Here is a 16,606-nt window from a genome sequence, read left to right as displayed (position 1 = left end):
TAGCTATGTTCGGAAGAGATAACCGCTGAAAGCATCTAAGCGGGAAACTTGCCTCAAGATGAGATCTCACTGGGATCTAGAATCCCCTGAAGGGCCGTCGAAGACTACGACGTTGATAGGTTGGGTGTGTAAGCGCTGTGAGGCGTTGAGCTAACCAATACTAATTGCCCGTGAGGCTTGACCATATAACACCCAAGCAATTTGAGCGAAAGCCAGATTGCGGTGGTGAAGACGAAAGAACCGAAGATTCGTAACATCACAAATATCGCATATCCGAATTCGCTGGGCTGTCCAACAGGACATTCTGGCTACAGAATTTCTTGACGACAATAGAGCATTGGAACCACCTGATCCCATCCCGAACTCAGTAGTGAAACGATGCATCGCCGATGGTAGTGTGGGGTCTCCCCATGTGAGAGTAGGTCATCGTCAAGATTCATTTCGCAAAACCCCTATCTGCGCAAGCAGGTAGGGGTTTTGTCTTTCCGGCTTTCCGCCAGTCCCTCCAACCGCTCCCACGAAGTCGGTGCACAGCCCCCCTTTTCCTATGCAAGCCCTCGGGCCATGGCTATCATTCCAGCCTTATTCCAAGTCGAGACTGGCATGCTGAAGTTGTTGAATCTCCTCAAGGATGGCCGGTTTCATTCCGGGCAGGCACTCGGGGAAGCGCTCGGGGTGAGCCGCAGTGCGGTCTGGAAGCAGCTGCAGCACCTGGAAACCGAATTGAACCTGACCATTCACAAGGTTCGCGGGCGTGGCTATCAGTTGGCGGCGCCCTTGGCGCTACTCGAGTCGCAGGCGATCGCCAGCTATTGCGAGGGCGAACAGTGGCCGCTGTACATCCATGACGCGATCGATTCGACCAATGCCGAGGCGTTGCGCTGTGTCGCGCAAGGGTATCCCGCGCCGTTCCTGGTGCTGGCCGAGCGGCAGAGTGCCGGTCGTGGCCGCCGCGGTCGGCAATGGGTCAGCCCCTTTGCCGAAAACCTCTATTACAGCCTGGTGCTGCGGGTCGAGGGCGGCATGCGCCAGCTCGAGGGCTTGAGCCTGGTGGTCGGCCTGGCGGTCATGCGCGCTTTGCAGAGCTTCGGCGTGAAGGGTGCGGGCTTGAAATGGCCCAACGACTTGCTGGTCGGCGATCAGAAGCTCGCCGGCATCCTGCTGGAGTTGGTCGGGGACCCGGCCGACGTGTGTCACGTGGTACTGGGTATCGGTATCAACGTGAACATGCAGGTCAATGACCAGGTCGACCAGCAATGGACGTCGATGCGCCGTGAGGTTGGCGTGGCGATTGATCGCAATCAGTTGGTCGCACGCCTCAATCTGCAGCTGCAGCATGAATTGGCGCGGCATCGTCGCTATGGTTTTGCGGCCTTCCAGGAAGAGTGGGAGCAGGCGCATCTGTGGCAGGGGCGTAAAGTATCGCTGATCGCCGGCAGCAGCCAGACCGACGGCCTGGTGCTCGGCGTGGATGGTCAAGGTGGCTTGCGGCTTGAGGTCGAAGGTGTGGAAAAGAGCTTTAGTGGCGGTGAGCTCAGTTTGAGGTTGCGTGATGATTCTTGAGCTCGATTGCGGTAACAGCTTTATCAAGTGGCGGGTGATCCATGCCGCGGATGCAACCATTGTCGGTGGCGGCATCGTTGACTCCGATCAGGCGCTGCTGGCCGCGGTTGCAGCCTTGCCCTCCCTGCGCCTGAAAGGCTGCCGGATTGTCAGTGTGCGCAGTGAAGAGGAAACCGACGCTCTGCGTGCCGTCCTCTATACAGGCTTCGCCATCCAGGCTCAGGTCGCATTGCCGGTGCGGGAAATGGCCGGCGTGCGTAATGGCTACGAGGATTTCGAGCGCCTGGGCATGGACCGTTGGCTGGCGGCGCTGGGTGCATTCCACCTGGCGAAAGGCGCGTGCCTGGTCATCGACCTGGGCACTGCCGCCAAAGCCGACTTCGTCGCGGCCGACGGGGAGCACCTGGGCGGTTACATCTGCCCGGGCATGCCGCTGATGCGCAGCCAGCTGCGTACCCATACCCGCAGGATTCGCTATGACGATGCCTCCGCAGAGCGCGCGGTCAGCACGCTCGCGCCGGGGCGCTCCACCGTCGAGGCGGTGGAGCGGGGCTGTGTATTGATGTTGCAAGGTTTTGCCCGGACCCAGATCGAGCAGGCGCGCGCCCTGTGGGGAGATGCCTTCACGGTATTCCTTACCGGCGGTGATGCGCCGCTGGTGCGCGAGGCGGCGCCGCAGGCGCGCATCGTGCCGGACCTGGTATTCGTCGGCCTGGCCATGGCCTGTCCCCTGGATTGAGGTGCCTATGCGTTGGTTGTTCCTGTTACTGCTGGTACTCAATGTCGTCTATTACGTCTGGCATCAGCAAGAGGCGCCGTTGCGAGTCAAGGAGGTTGCGCCGCTTTCTCTTTATAAAGGCAACCAGCAAGAGATCCGCCTGCTGCGCGAGACCGGTGCCGCAGCGCCGGCCAAGCGCCGCGACGAATGCCTGGTGGTGGGCGGCCTGGCGTCCCGTGAGCAGCTTGATGCACTGCGCCAACGCCTGCTGAGCCTGGATATCAGCACGTTGATCGTGGCTGGCCAGCTGCCCGGCGCAGAGGGGCAGTGGCTCAAGGTCGACGCGCAGAGCGAGCGTTTGCTGGACCCAACGGTCCTCGACAGTCTTTCCAAGGATTTCAAAGACTTAAAACATAAAATTATTTTCTGCGGGGGTATTGCAACTGGTGAATAGCTTGATAGAATGGCGCCCGCTTCACAGGGAACACCACTCAGGTGGTAGATCTGGAAGCGGTTGTCAAAGTAGCTAACTTCAAGATTTAATTGAAAAAAAGCGTTGACAACAGGACGGCATGAGTTGATAATGCCGCCCACGCTCAGGAGGGGTTCCCGAGCGGCCAAAGGGAGCAGACTGTAAATCTGCCGTCTTCGACTTCGAAGGTTCGAATCCTTCCCCCTCCACCATTTTTAGCGAGAGCCGCAAGCTCCGCGGGTATAGTTTAGTGGTAGAACCTCAGCCTTCCAAGCTGATGATGCGGGTTCGATTCCCGCTACCCGCTCCAAGTTTGCTGTTGTTGCACAATGTGTTTCGCTCTTGTAGCTCAGTTGGTAGAGCACACCCTTGGTAAGGGTGAGGTCAGCGGTTCAAGTCCGCTCAAGAGCTCCATATAACAAGGCAGATATGAAAATATCTGCCTTTGTTTTATCGGTAGTAGTGACTATTTTCTTCTGCGGAGGACTGTATCGATGGCTAAGGAAAAGTTTGATCGTTCCCTACCTCACGTTAACGTTGGCACTATCGGCCACGTTGACCACGGTAAAACCACTCTGACCGCAGCTCTGACGCGCGTCTGCTCCGAAGTATTCGGTTCGGCAGTCGTTGACTTCGACAAGATCGACAGTGCTCCAGAAGAAAAAGCGCGCGGCATCACCATCAACACCGCGCACGTCGAGTACAACTCGCAGATCCGTCACTACGCTCACGTCGACTGCCCAGGTCACGCCGATTATGTGAAAAACATGATCACCGGCGCTGCGCAGATGGACGGTGCCATCCTGGTTTGCTCGGCTGCTGATGGTCCGATGCCGCAAACCCGCGAGCACATCCTGCTGTCCCGCCAGGTTGGCGTTCCCTACATCGTGGTCTTCCTGAACAAGGCTGACCTGGTAGACGACGCCGAGCTGCTGGAACTGGTCGAGATGGAAGTTCGTGACCTGCTGTCCACCTATGACTTCCCTGGCGACGACACTCCGATCATCATTGGTTCGGCGCGTATGGCCCTGGAAGGCAAAGACGACAACGAGATGGGCACTACTGCCGTCAAGAAATTGGTCGAAACGCTGGACAGCTACATTCCAGAGCCAGTGCGTCTGATCGACAAGCCGTTCCTGATGCCGATCGAAGACGTATTCTCGATCTCGGGTCGCGGTACTGTTGTTACCGGTCGTATCGAGCGCGGCATCGTCCGTGTTCAGGATGCCCTGGAAATCGTTGGTCTGCGTGACACCACCAACACCACCTGTACCGGTGTTGAGATGTTCCGCAAGCTGCTGGACGAAGGTCGTGCTGGCGAGAACTGCGGCGTACTGCTGCGGGGCACCAAGCGTGACGACGTCGAGCGTGGCCAGGTCCTGGTCAAGCCAGGTTCGGTCAAACCGCACACCAAGTTCGAAGCTGAAGTGTACGTGCTGAGCAAAGAGGAGGGTGGCCGTCACACGCCGTTCTTCAAAGGCTACCGTCCACAGTTCTACTTCCGTACCACCGACGTGACTGGCAACTGCGAGCTGCCAGAAGGCGTTGAAATGGTCATGCCAGGCGACAACATCAAGATGGTTGTCACCCTGATCAAGACCATCGCTATGGAAGACGGTCTGCGTTTCGCCATTCGTGAGGGCGGTCGTACCGTCGGCGCGGGTGTCGTAGCGAAAATTATTGAATAAGTAGTTGATTTCATAAGATCAGGTCGGCATAATGGCCGGCCTGGTACAGTGTTAAAGGTCAGTAGCTCAATTGGCAGAGCGACGGTCTCCAAAACCGTAGGTTGGGGGTTCGATTCCCTCCTGACCTGCCATTCACCTCGGTGTGATTGGCTTTCTTCTCACAGGATCCTCCTCAATGACTCCCAAAACTGAAGCCCAAGATTCGCGTTTTGATCTTTTCAAGTGGCTCGCTGTTGTTGCACTGGTAGTCGTTGGCGTCGTGGGTAATCAGTATTACTCCGCCTCCCCGATTCTGTACCGCGTACTCGCGCTTCTTGCTCTGGCTGCTGCTGCTGGCTTCGTTGCCCTGCAGACTGCGAAGGGTAAGTCGTTCTTTGCGTTGGCGAAGGAAGCTCGGACCGAGATTCGTAAAGTCGTGTGGCCGACCCGCCAAGAAACCATGCAAACCACGCTTATCGTCGTGGTTGTCGTATTGGTTATGGCACTGCTGCTGTGGGGTCTCGACTCCCTGCTCGGCTGGGCGGTCTCCTTGATTGTTGGCTAAGGGTGTCCCGTGGCTAAGCGTTGGTACGTTGTGCATGCTTACTCGGGTTACGAGAAGCATGTGATGCGCTCTTTGACTGAGCGTGTCAAGCTGGCTGGCATGGAAGACGGTTTCGGCGAGATCCTGGTCCCGACCGAAGAAGTCGTCGAAATGCGCAATGGTCAGAAGCGCAAGAGCGAGCGTAAGTTCTTCCCTGGCTATGTGCTGGTCCAGATGGAAATGAACGAAGGTACTTGGCACCTTGTCAAGGATACCCCTCGTGTAATGGGCTTCATCGGTGGTACTGCAGACAAGCCTGCACCCATCACCGACAAAGAAGCCGAGGCTATCCTGCGTCGCGTTGCCGACGGCAGCGACAAGCCGAAGCCTAAAACGCTCTTTGAGCCAGGTGAAGTGGTTCGCGTCGTTGACGGTCCCTTCGCTGATTTCAACGGTACCGTTGAAGAAGTTAACTACGAGAAGAGCCGGCTGCAAGTGGCGGTGCTCATTTTCGGTCGTTCCACTCCGGTGGAGCTCGAGTTCGGCCAGGTCGAGAAGGTCTAGGCGAACGACGCATCCCATACCCCGCAGCCCTATGTGCTGCGGGGTTTTGTCGTCACTGGGATAAAACGCAAGTCATCCGGGGAGCCATCTGGCGTTCGTACCCGATATTGGAGTAGCTCATGGCTAAGAAGATTCAGGCTTACATCAAGCTGCAAGTAAAGGCCGGCCAGGCCAACCCTAGCCCACCCGTTGGTCCAGCACTGGGTCAACACGGTGTGAACATCATGGAATTCTGCAAGGCCTTCAACGCCCGTACTCAGGGTCAAGAAGCCGGCCTTCCGACTCCAGTGATCATCACTGTTTACAGTGACCGTAGCTTCACCTTCGAAACCAAAAGCACCCCTGCTTCGGTTCTGCTGAAGAAAGCAGCTGGCCTGACCAGCGGTTCCGCGCGTCCTAACACCGTTAAAGTCGGTACTGTGACCCGTGCTCAGCTGGAAGAGATCGCAAAAACCAAAAATGCTGATCTGACCGCTGCTGACATGGATGCGGCCGTGCGTACCATCGCCGGTTCCGCTCGCAGCATGGGCCTCAACGTGGAGGGTGTGTAATGGCTAAGCTGACCAAGCGCCAAAAGGCTATTGCTTCGAAGCTCGAAGCTGGCAAAGTCTACAACTTCGAAGACGCAGCAGTGCTGCTGGCCGAACTGTCCACCGTGAAGTTCAGCGAATCCTTCGACGTTGCCGTCAACCTCGGTGTTGACCCGCGTAAATCCGACCAGGTCGTTCGTAGCGCTACTGTGCTGCCACACGGCACTGGCAAGACCGTACGCGTTGCCGTCTTCACCCAGGGTCCAGCTGCTGAGGCCGCTCTGGCTGCCGGCGCTGACCGTGTAGGTATGGACGACCTGGCTGCCGAGATGAAAGCCGGCGACCTGAACTACGACGTAGTCATCGCATCCCCGGATGCCATGCGCGTTGTGGGTCAGCTGGGTCAGGTTCTGGGTCCTCGCGGCCTGATGCCTAACCCGAAGGTTGGTACTGTGACTCCAGACGTAGCCACCGCGGTTAAAAACGCCAAGGCTGGTCAGGTTCGCTACCGCACCGACAAAAACGGTATCATTCACACTTCCGTTGGCAAGGTTGGCTTCGAAGCCGGCAAGCTGAAGGAAAACGTTGAAGCCCTGATCGCTGATCTGAAGCGTATCAAGCCAGCTTCCTCGAAAGGTATCTACGTCAAGCGCGTTACCCTGAGCACCACTATGGGCCCAGGTCTGGTCATCGATCAGAGCTCGCTGGACGCGTAAGACAATGCCGGCGTGCGCAAGCAGGCCGGCAGCAAAAATTGGGGTCCCTGCCTGGCGGGGGCTATCCAAGACCGTAGGCGGCGTAAGCCTTAAACACCCAGCCTACGCAGATGGTGCTCCCGGTTCCTTACCGAATCAGACACCAAAACGACATCCGGCTTCGGCCAGATGAAACGGTAACAAGCAGGAGTTTTACCCGTGGCAATTAAACTCGAAGACAAGAAGGCCATCGTCGCTGAAGTCAACGAGGCTGCCAAAGTCGCTCTGTCCGCTGTCGTGGCTGATGCCCGTGGTGTGACTGTAGGCGCAATGACCGGACTCCGTAAAGAGGCTCGTGAAGCTGGCGTATACGTACGTGTCGTACGTAACACCCTGCTCAAGCGCGCTGTTGCTGACACTGATTTCAGTGTCCTCAACGACGTGTTCACTGGCCCTACCCTGATCGCGTTCTCCAACGAACACCCGGGCGCTGCTGCTCGTCTGTTCAAGGAATTCGCCAAGGGTCAGGACAAGTTCGAGATCAAGGCAGCTGCGTTTGACGGCAAGTTCATTGCAGCGAACGAAATCGACGTGTTGGCTACCCTGCCGACCCGCGACGAAGCCATCGCAAGGCTGATGAGCGTCATCCAAGGCGCTACCAGCAAGCTGGCTCGTACCCTGGCAGCCATTCGCGACCAGAAAGAAGCTACCGCTGCCTAAGGCAACGAAGCACTTTCAAAATCATACGTTTAATTTGATGGCTGCGTAGGCCTTCACCCCAATACAGGATTTAAGTCATGTCCCTGACTAACGAACAAATCATCGAAGCAATCGGCCAGAAAACCGTTCTGGAAGTTGTTGAACTGATCAAAGCAATGGAAGAAACCTTCGGCGTGACCGCTGCTGTTGCCGCTGCTGGCCCAGCTGCTGCTGCTGCCGTTGTTGAAGAGCAGACCGAATTCAACGTCGTTCTGCTGGAAGCTGGCGAGAAGAAAGTCAACGTGATCAAGGCCGTTCGTGAACTGACCGGTCTGGGCCTGAAAGAAGCCAAAGAGAAAGTTGACACCGCTCCTCAGGTCGTTGCTGAAGGCGTTTCGAAAGAAGCCGCTGAAGACGCCAAGAAGAAGCTGGAAGAAGCAGGCGCTAAAGTCGAACTCAAGTAATTTCGACTTTGCGACTCCAGCCGGAGCTTTAGCGTACGGCTGATGGCTGGTGGCTTTTGCCACCGGCCTTTTTCCGTTATTGGCGGCCGACCAGGTCGGCCCCGATAACGTGCAGGAACCACCTAGAGGGTGGAGCAAACCACGGGGTTTGCACGATTTTCTGGCTGCTCCCGCCGGGAGAAGCCAAACAAGCAGGTGACCAAGCTGGGGAACGCTGATGGCTTACTCATACACTGAGAAAAAACGTATCCGCAAGGACTTTAGCAAGTTACCGGACGTGATGGATGTGCCGTACCTCCTGGCCATCCAGCTGGATTCGTATCGCGAATTCCTGCAAGCGGGAGCATCCAAGGATCAGTTCCGCGACGTCGGTCTGCATGCTGCCTTCAAGTCGGTCTTCCCGATCATCAGCTACTCCGGCAATGCTGCCCTGGAGTACGTTGGCTATCGTCTGGGCGAGCCGGCTTTCGACGTCAAGGAGTGCGTCCTGCGTGGCGTGACCTTCGCCGTGCCGCTGCGGGTGAAAGTCCGTCTGATCATCTTCGACAAAGAATCGTCGAACAAAGCGATCAAGGACATCAAAGAGCAAGAAGTCTACATGGGTGAAATCCCCCTGATGACTGAGAACGGTACCTTCGTTATCAACGGTACCGAGCGTGTGATCGTTTCCCAGCTGCACCGTTCGCCGGGTGTGTTCTTCGACCACGACCGTGGCAAGACGCACAGCTCCGGCAAACTGCTGTACTCGGCTCGTATCATTCCGTACCGCGGCTCCTGGTTGGACTTCGAGTTCGACCCGAAGGACTGCGTATTCGTGCGTATCGACCGTCGCCGCAAACTGCCGGCCTCGGTACTGCTGCGCGCGCTGGGCTACAGCACCGAAGAGGTTCTGAACGCCTTCTACAGCACCAACGTGTTCCACGTGACCGGCGAATCGCTGAGCCTGGAACTGGTACCTCAGCGTCTGCGCGGTGAAGTTGCGGTCATGGACATCCATGACGAAAATGGCAAAGTCATCGTCGAGCAGGGCCGTCGTATCACTGCGCGCCACATCAACCAGCTCGAGAAGGCTGGCGTCAAGCAGCTGGACGTGCCGATGGAGTACGTGCTGGGTCGCACCAGCGCCAAGGCTATCGTGCACCCGGCCACTGGCGAGATCCTGTGCGAGTGCAACACCGAGCTGACCACCGAGCTGCTGATCAAGATCGCCAAGGCTCAGGTTGTTCGCATCGAGACGCTGTACACCAACGACATCGATTGCGGTCCGTTCATTTCGGACACCCTGAAGATCGACACCACCAGCAACCAACTGGAAGCGCTGGTCGAGATCTACCGCATGATGCGTCCAGGCGAGCCGCCGACCAAGGATGCCGCTGAAACCCTGTTCAACAACCTGTTCTTCAGCGCCGAGCGTTACGACCTGTCTGCCGTCGGCCGCATGAAGTTCAACCGTCGTATCGGTCGCTCCGAGATCGAAGGTTCGGGCGTGCTGAGCAAGGAAGACATCGTTGACGTGCTGAAGACCCTGGTCGACATCCGTAACGGTAAAGGCATCGTCGACGACATCGACCACCTGGGTAACCGTCGCGTGCGTTGTGTCGGCGAGATGGCCGAGAACCAGTTCCGGGTTGGCCTGGTGCGCGTCGAGCGTGCGGTCAAAGAGCGTCTGTCGATGGCCGAAAGCGAAGGCCTGATGCCGCAAGACCTGATCAACGCCAAGCCGGTTGCGGCAGCGGTGAAAGAGTTCTTCGGTTCCAGCCAGCTCTCGCAGTTCATGGACCAGAACAACCCGCTCTCGGAAATTACCCACAAGCGCCGTGTCTCTGCACTCGGCCCTGGCGGTCTGACCCGTGAGCGCGCTGGCTTTGAAGTCCGTGACGTACACCCGACCCACTACGGCCGTGTGTGCCCGATCGAGACCCCGGAAGGTCCGAACATCGGTCTGATCAACTCCCTGGCGGCCTACGCCCGCACCAACCAGTACGGCTTCCTCGAGAGCCCGTACCGCGTGGTGAAAGAGGGTGTTGTTTCCGACGACATCGTGTTCCTGTCGGCGATCGAAGAAGCTGATCACGTCATCGCCCAGGCTTCGGCCACGATGAACGCCGAGAAGCACCTGATCGACGAACTGGTAGCGGTCCGTCACCTGAACGAATTCACCGTCAAGGCGCCGGAAGACGTCACCCTGATGGACGTTTCGCCGAAGCAGGTAGTGTCGGTTGCAGCGTCGCTGATTCCGTTCCTCGAGCACGACGACGCCAACCGTGCGTTGATGGGTTCGAACATGCAGCGTCAGGCTGTACCAACCCTGCGTGCCGACAAGCCGCTGGTAGGTACCGGCATGGAGCGCAACGTTGCCCGTGACTCCGGCGTCTGCGTCGTGGCTCGTCGTGGCGGCGTGATCGACTCGGTCGATGCCAGCCGTATCGTGGTCCGTGTTGCCGATGACGAAGTTGAAACCGGTGAAGCCGGTGTCGACATCTACAACCTGACCAAATACACCCGTTCGAACCAGAACACCTGCATCAACCAGCGTCCGCTGGTGAGCAAAGGTGATGTGGTCAAGCGTCATGACATCATGGCTGACGGTCCGTCCACCGATATGGGTGAGCTGGCTCTGGGTCAGAACATGCGCATCGCGTTCATGGCCTGGAACGGTTTCAACTTCGAAGACTCCATCTGTCTGTCGGAGCGTGTGGTCCAGGAAGACCGCTTCACCACCATCCACATTCAGGAACTGACCTGTGTGGCGCGTGACACCAAGCTTGGCCCAGAGGAAATCACCGCAGACATCCCGAACGTGGGTGAAGCTGCGCTGAACAAGCTGGACGAAGCCGGTATCGTCTACGTGGGTGCTGAAGTCGGCGCTGGCGACATTCTGGTCGGTAAGGTCACCCCGAAAGGCGAGACCCAACTGACGCCAGAAGAGAAGCTGCTGCGTGCCATCTTCGGTGAAAAAGCCAGCGACGTTAAAGACACCTCCCTGCGTGTGCCAACCGGCACCAAAGGTACTGTCATCGACGTCCAGGTCTTCACCCGCGACGGCGTTGAGCGCGACACCCGCGCTCTGGCTATCGAGAAGATGCAGCTGGACGAGATCCGCAAGGACCTCAACGAAGAGTTCCGCATCGTCGAAGGCGCAACCTTCGAACGTCTGCGTTCTGCCCTGAACGGCCAAGTGGTCGACGGTGGCGCGGGCCTGAAAAAAGGCACCGTGGTCAGCGACGAAGTACTGGACGGTCTGGAGCACGGCCAGTGGTTCAAACTGCGCATGGCCGAAGACGCGCTGAACGATCAGCTGGAAAAGGCCCAGGCCTACATCGTTGATCGTCGCCGTCTGCTGGACGACAAGTTCGAAGACAAGAAGCGCAAGCTGCAGCAGGGCGATGACCTGGCACCGGGCGTACTGAAGATCGTCAAGGTCTACCTGGCTATCCGCCGCCGCATCCAGCCGGGCGACAAGATGGCTGGCCGTCACGGTAACAAAGGTGTGGTCTCGGTGATCATGCCGGTCGAAGACATGCCGCACGACGCCAACGGTACGCCGGTCGACGTCGTACTGAACCCGCTGGGCGTACCTTCGCGTATGAACGTCGGTCAGATCCTTGAAACCCACCTGGGCCTCGCGGCCAAAGGTCTGGGCGAGAAGATCGACCGGATGATCGAAGAGCAGCGCAAAGCCGCTGAACTGCGCAGCTTCCTGACCGAGATCTACAACGAGATCGGCGGTCGTCAGGAAAACCTGGAAGAGTTCACCGACGCCGAGATCCTCGCCCTGGCGCACAACCTGAAGAAAGGCGTGCCTATGGCTACTCCGGTCTTCGACGGTGCCAAGGAAAGCGAGATCAAGGCCATGCTGAAACTGGCAGACATGCCAGAAAGCGGCCAGATGGTGCTGTTCGACGGCCGTACCGGCAACAAGTTCGAGCGTCCTGTGACCGTTGGTTACATGTACATGCTCAAGCTGAACCACTTGGTGGACGACAAGATGCACGCGCGTTCCACTGGTTCGTACAGCCTGGTCACCCAGCAGCCGCTGGGTGGTAAGGCGCAGTTCGGTGGTCAGCGTTTCGGGGAGATGGAGGTGTGGGCGCTGGAAGCATACGGCGCGGCATACACCCTGCAAGAAATGCTCACAGTGAAGTCGGACGACGTGAACGGCCGTACCAAGATGTACAAGAACATCGTGGATGGCGATCACCGTATGGAGCCGGGCATGCCCGAGTCCTTCAACGTGTTGATCAAAGAGATCCGTTCGCTCGGTATCGACATCGATCTGGAAACCGAATAACACGTGACGCGAATGGGAGCGGGGCTGTGACAGCCCGCTTCCTGCTCCGCCAGGAGGAAAGGCCTTGAAAGACCTACTGAATTTGCTGAAAAACCAGGGTCAAGTCGAAGAGTTCGATGCCATTCGCATCGGGCTTGCGTCGCCTGAGATGATCCGTTCGTGGTCGTTCGGTGAAGTTAAGAAGCCGGAAACCATCAACTACCGTACGTTCAAGCCTGAGCGTGACGGCCTGTTCTGCGCCAAGATCTTTGGCCCAGTCAAGGACTACGAGTGCCTGTGCGGCAAGTACAAGCGCCTCAAGCACCGCGGTGTGATCTGCGAGAAGTGCGGCGTTGAAGTCGCCCTGGCCAAGGTTCGTCGTGAGCGCATGGCGCACATCGAACTGGCCTCGCCGGTTGCCCACATCTGGTTCCTGAAGTCGCTGCCGTCCCGTATCGGCCTGCTGATGGACATGACCCTGCGTGATATCGAGCGCGTTCTCTACTTCGAGAGCTACGTCGTTATCGACCCGGGCATGACCACCCTCGAGAAGGGTCAGCTGCTCAACGACGAGCAGTACTTCGAAGCGCTGGAAGAGTTCGGTGACGACTTCGACGCCCGCATGGGTGCCGAGGCTGTCCGTGAGCTGCTGCACGCGATCGACCTGGAGCACGAGATTGGCCGCCTGCGCGAAGAGATTCCGCAGACCAACTCGGAAACCAAGATCAAGAAGCTGTCCAAGCGCCTGAAGCTGATGGAAGCGTTCCTGGGCTCGGGCAACCTGCCTGAGTGGATGGTCCTGACCGTTCTGCCAGTACTGCCGCCGGACCTGCGTCCGCTGGTACCGCTGGACGGTGGTCGCTTCGCGACGTCCGACCTGAACGACCTGTACCGCCGCGTGATCAACCGGAACAACCGTCTCAAGCGTCTGCTTGACCTGTCGGCTCCGGACATCATCGTGCGCAACGAAAAGCGCATGCTGCAGGAAGCGGTCGACGCCCTGCTCGACAACGGCCGTCGCGGTCGCGCCATCACTGGCTCGAACAAGCGTCCGCTGAAGTCGCTGGCTGACATGATCAAAGGTAAGCAAGGTCGTTTCCGTCAGAACTTGCTCGGTAAGCGCGTGGACTACTCCGGTCGTTCGGTAATTACCGTAGGCCCGACCCTGCGTCTGCACCAGTGCGGTCTGCCGAAGAAGATGGCCCTCGAGCTGTTCAAGCCGTTCATTTTCGGCAAGCTGGAAATGCGTGGTCTGGCGACCACCATCAAGGCTGCCAAGAAGATGGTCGAGCGCGAGCTGCCAGAGGTCTGGGACGTGCTCGCCGAGGTGATCCGCGAACACCCCGTACTGCTCAACCGTGCACCGACCCTTCACCGTCTGGGCATCCAGGCGTTTGAACCGGTACTGATCGAAGGTAAGGCTATCCAGCTGCACCCGCTGGTCTGTGCTGCGTACAACGCCGACTTCGACGGTGACCAGATGGCCGTTCACGTGCCGCTGACGCTGGAAGCCCAGCTCGAAGCGCGCGCGCTGATGATGTCGACCAACAACATCCTGTCGCCAGCCAACGGTGAGCCAATCATCGTTCCGTCGCAGGACGTTGTACTGGGTCTGTACTACATGACCCGTGAAGCCATCAACGCCAAGGGCGAAGGTCGCGTATTCGCCGACCTGCAGGAAGTCGACCGGGTATTCCGCGCCGGCGAAGCTGCCCTGCACGCCAAGATCAAGGTTCGTATCAACGAAACCGTGAACGACCGTGATGGCGGCAGCGTCAAGAACACCCGTATCGTCGACACCACCGTCGGCCGTGCGCTGCTGTTCCAGGTTGTACCGCCAGGTCTGTCGTACGACGTGGTCAACCAGCCGATGAAGAAGAAGGCGATCTCCAAGCTGATCAACCAGTGCTACCGCGTGGTTGGTTTGAAAGAGACCGTGATCTTCGCTGACCAGCTGATGTACACCGGTTTTGCCTACTCGACCATTTCCGGCGTTTCGATCGGTGTTAACGACTTCGTTATCCCGGATGAAAAAGCCCGCATCATCAATGCTGCTACCGATGAAGTGAAGGAAATCGAGAGCCAGTACGCCTCCGGCCTGGTAACCCAGGGCGAGAAGTACAACAAAGTCATCGACTTGTGGTCCAAGGCGAACGACGAAGTGTCCAAGGCGATGATGGCCAACCTCTCGAAAGAGAAGGTCATCGACCGCAATGGCGACGAAGTCGACCAAGAGTCCTTCAACTCGATGTACATGATGGCTGACTCCGGTGCCCGGGGTTCGGCAGCTCAGATTCGTCAGTTGGCCGGTATGCGTGGCCTGATGGCCAAGCCGGACGGCTCGATCATCGAGACGCCGATCACCGCGAACTTCCGTGAAGGCCTGAGCGTTCTGCAGTACTTCATCTCGACGCACGGTGCTCGTAAGGGTCTTGCGGATACCGCACTGAAGACTGCGAACTCGGGTTACCTGACCCGTCGTCTGGTCGACGTGGCGCAAGATCTGGTAGTTACCGAGATCGATTGCGGCACGGATCACGGCCTGCTGATGACTCCGCACATCGAAGGCGGTGACGTGGTCGAGCCGCTGGGTGAACGTGTACTGGGTCGAGTGATCGCCCGTGACGTGTTCAAGCCTGGCACCGAAGACGTCATCGTTCCGGCCGGTACCCTGGTCGACGAGAAGTGGGTCGAGTTCATCGAGCTGAACAGCATCGACGAAGTTATCGTGCGTTCGCCGATCAGCTGCGAAACTCGCTTCGGCATCTGCGCCAAGTGCTACGGTCGTGACCTGGCTCGCGGTCACCAGGTGAACATCGGTGAAGCGGTCGGCGTTATCGCTGCCCAGTCCATCGGTGAGCCGGGTACCCAGCTGACCATGCGTACGTTCCACATCGGTGGTGCTGCAAGCCGGACCTCGGCTGCCGACAGCGTCCAGGTGAAGAACGGCGGTATGGTTCGTCTGCACAACCTGAAGCAGGTAGAGCGTGCTGACGGCAACCTGGTTGCTGTATCGCGTTCCGGCGAACTGGCCATTGCCGACGAATTCGGTCGTGAGCGTGAGCGCTACAAGCTGCCTTACGGTGCGGTGATTTCGGTCAAGGAAGGTGACAAGGTCGAAGCGGGCGCAATCGTCGCCAAGTGGGACCCGCACACCCACCCGATCGTTACCGAGCTGAAAGGTACCGTGACCTTCGTGGGCATGGAAGAAAACATCACCATCAAGCGTCAGACTGACGAGTTGACGGGCCTGACCAACATTGAAGTCCTGGACGCCAAGGATCGCCCTGCCGCTGGCAAGGAAATCCGTCCGGCCATCAAGATGGTCGACGCCAATGGCAAGGATCTGATGCTGCCAGGTACCGACGTACCTGCTCAGTACTTCCTGCCAGCCAACGCCTTGGTCGGTGTGGCTGACGGTGCCCAGATCGGTGTCGGTGACGTTATCGCGCGGATCCCGCAAGAAACGTCCAAGACCCGTGACATCACCGGTGGTCTGCCACGGGTTGCCGACTTGTTCGAAGCCCGTCGTCCGAAAGAAGCCTCGATCCTGGCGGAAGTCAGCGGTACCATCGCGTTCGGTAAAGAGACCAAGGGCAAGCGCCGTCTGGTCATTACTCCGACCGACGGTACTGATCCGTACGAAGAGCTGATTCCGAAGTGGCGTCACCTGAACGTCTTCGAAGGCGAACAGGTAAACCGCGGCGAAGTCATCTCCGACGGCCCGAGCGATCCGCACGATATCCTGCGTCTGCTGGGTGTCAGCGCGCTGGCCAAGTACATCGTCAACGAGATCCAGGACGTTTACCGCCTGCAAGGCGTTAAGATCAACGACAAGCACATCGAGACCATCCTGCGTCAGATGCTGCGTAAAGTTGAGATTGCCGAGTCGGGCGACTCCAGCTTCATCAAGGGCGACCAGATGGAACTGACCCACGTACTGGTCGAGAACGAGCGTCTCGCCGGCGAGGACAAGTTCATCTCCAAGTTCACCCGTGTGCTGCTGGGTATCACCAAGGCCTCGCTGTCCACCGAATCGTTCATCTCGGCGGCTTCCTTCCAGGAAACCACCCGTGTACTGACCGAAGCGGCGGTAACCGGCAAGCGCGATTACCTGCGCGGCCTGAAAGAGAACGTGGTCGTGGGTCGTCTGATCCCGGCCGGTACTGGTCTGGCTTACCACAGCGAGCGCAAGCGTCGCCGTGAAGCCGACAAGCCGCTGCGCGTGAGTGCCAGTGAGGTGGAAGCCGCACTGACCGAAGCGCTGAATTCCAGCGGCAACTAAGTACAGGACGGGGCCCCGGCCCCTCTCCGTGGTGCTCGGTGACAGGCAATGTTACCGATCACCGGGCGGGGAGGGCCGGGGCCTTGTCTTGACTGGGTGCAAGAACCTCTTTAGAATTTTGTACCCTTAAATTTG

12 protein-coding genes, 4 tRNA genes and 2 rRNA genes are annotated in these 16,606 nt (G+C 58.3%); all 18 read left to right on the top strand.

From position 1 onward, the window contains the following. Positions 1-185, top strand: a 23S ribosomal RNA gene (locus tag CCOS865_RS04370); the annotation flags it as partial. 134 nt (positions 186-319) lie between these two features. Next, positions 320-435, top strand: a 5S ribosomal RNA gene (gene rrf / locus CCOS865_RS04365). Between the two features lie 168 nt (positions 436-603). After that, the gene (gene birA, locus CCOS865_RS04360) at positions 604-1,563 is read left to right on the top strand and encodes a bifunctional biotin--[acetyl-CoA-carboxylase] ligase/biotin operon repressor BirA (RefSeq protein WP_119138222.1); all 960 of its coding nucleotides are present in this window, start codon (positions 604-606) and stop codon (positions 1,561-1,563) included. Further along, complete coding sequence (locus CCOS865_RS04355) at positions 1,553-2,302, top strand: pantothenate kinase (protein ID WP_119138220.1); 750 nt, start codon at positions 1,553-1,555, stop codon at positions 2,300-2,302. Before birA ends, CCOS865_RS04355 begins: the two co-directional genes overlap by 11 nt. 7 nt (positions 2,303-2,309) lie before the next feature. After that, positions 2,310-2,735: a hypothetical protein gene (locus CCOS865_RS04350; RefSeq protein ID WP_119138218.1), complete on the top strand. Its 426-nt coding sequence runs from the start codon at positions 2,310-2,312 to the stop codon at positions 2,733-2,735. A gap of 145 nt (positions 2,736-2,880) precedes the next feature. After that, positions 2,881-2,965: transfer RNA gene (locus CCOS865_RS04345), tRNA-Tyr, on the top strand. 24 nt (positions 2,966-2,989) lie between these two features. Continuing rightward, positions 2,990-3,063, top strand: a tRNA-Gly gene (locus tag CCOS865_RS04340). 28 nt (positions 3,064-3,091) lie between these two features. Then, positions 3,092-3,167, top strand: a tRNA-Thr gene (locus CCOS865_RS04335). Between the two features lie 80 nt (positions 3,168-3,247). After that, positions 3,248-4,441: an elongation factor Tu gene (gene tuf, locus CCOS865_RS04330; RefSeq protein ID WP_119138205.1), complete on the top strand. Its 1,194-nt coding sequence runs from the start codon at positions 3,248-3,250 to the stop codon at positions 4,439-4,441. Between the two features lie 55 nt (positions 4,442-4,496). Continuing rightward, positions 4,497-4,572: transfer RNA gene (locus CCOS865_RS04325), tRNA-Trp, on the top strand. Positions 4,573-4,616: 44 nt separating this feature from the next. Beyond that, positions 4,617-4,985, top strand: a complete 369-nt coding sequence (gene secE / locus CCOS865_RS04320; protein WP_101322354.1) for a preprotein translocase subunit SecE — start codon at positions 4,617-4,619, stop codon at positions 4,983-4,985. Between the two features lie 9 nt (positions 4,986-4,994). Then, entirely contained in the window at positions 4,995-5,528 is a 534-nt protein-coding gene (gene nusG, locus CCOS865_RS04315; protein ID WP_101322353.1) for a transcription termination/antitermination protein NusG, read from the top strand. Positions 5,529-5,647: 119 nt separating this feature from the next. Next, positions 5,648-6,079 carry a 50S ribosomal protein L11 gene (gene rplK, locus CCOS865_RS04310; protein ID WP_010220295.1) on the top strand — a complete coding sequence of 144 codons (432 nt, stop codon included), beginning with the start codon at positions 5,648-5,650 and terminating at the stop codon, positions 6,077-6,079. Further along, positions 6,079-6,774, top strand: a complete 696-nt coding sequence (gene rplA, locus CCOS865_RS04305) for a 50S ribosomal protein L1 (protein WP_119138216.1) — start codon at positions 6,079-6,081, stop codon at positions 6,772-6,774. The genes rplK and rplA overlap by 1 nt, the downstream gene beginning before the upstream one ends. Before the next feature lie 198 nt (positions 6,775-6,972). Further along, positions 6,973-7,473: a 50S ribosomal protein L10 gene (rplJ, locus tag CCOS865_RS04300; protein WP_119138214.1), complete on the top strand. Its 501-nt coding sequence runs from the start codon at positions 6,973-6,975 to the stop codon at positions 7,471-7,473. A 77-nt stretch (positions 7,474-7,550) separates the two neighbouring features. Continuing rightward, a complete protein-coding gene (gene rplL, locus CCOS865_RS04295; protein WP_119138212.1) occupies positions 7,551-7,916 on the top strand; it encodes a 50S ribosomal protein L7/L12 in 366 nt (121 codons plus the stop codon). A gap of 217 nt (positions 7,917-8,133) precedes the next feature. Continuing rightward, positions 8,134-12,207: a DNA-directed RNA polymerase subunit beta gene (gene rpoB / locus CCOS865_RS04290; RefSeq protein WP_119138210.1), complete on the top strand. Its 4,074-nt coding sequence runs from the start codon at positions 8,134-8,136 to the stop codon at positions 12,205-12,207. Positions 12,208-12,271: 64 nt separating this feature from the next. Continuing rightward, positions 12,272-16,471, top strand: coding sequence for a DNA-directed RNA polymerase subunit beta' (gene rpoC, locus CCOS865_RS04285; protein ID WP_119138209.1), 4,200 nt, complete (start codon positions 12,272-12,274; stop codon positions 16,469-16,471). Positions 16,472-16,606 lie beyond the last annotated feature (135 nt).

The organism is Pseudomonas reidholzensis (assembly GCF_900536025.1).
GTDB lineage: Bacteria > Pseudomonadota > Gammaproteobacteria > Pseudomonadales > Pseudomonadaceae > Aquipseudomonas > Aquipseudomonas reidholzensis.
The sequence above is the reverse complement of the archived record's forward strand: the minus strand, read 5'-3'. Positions and strand labels throughout refer to the sequence as shown.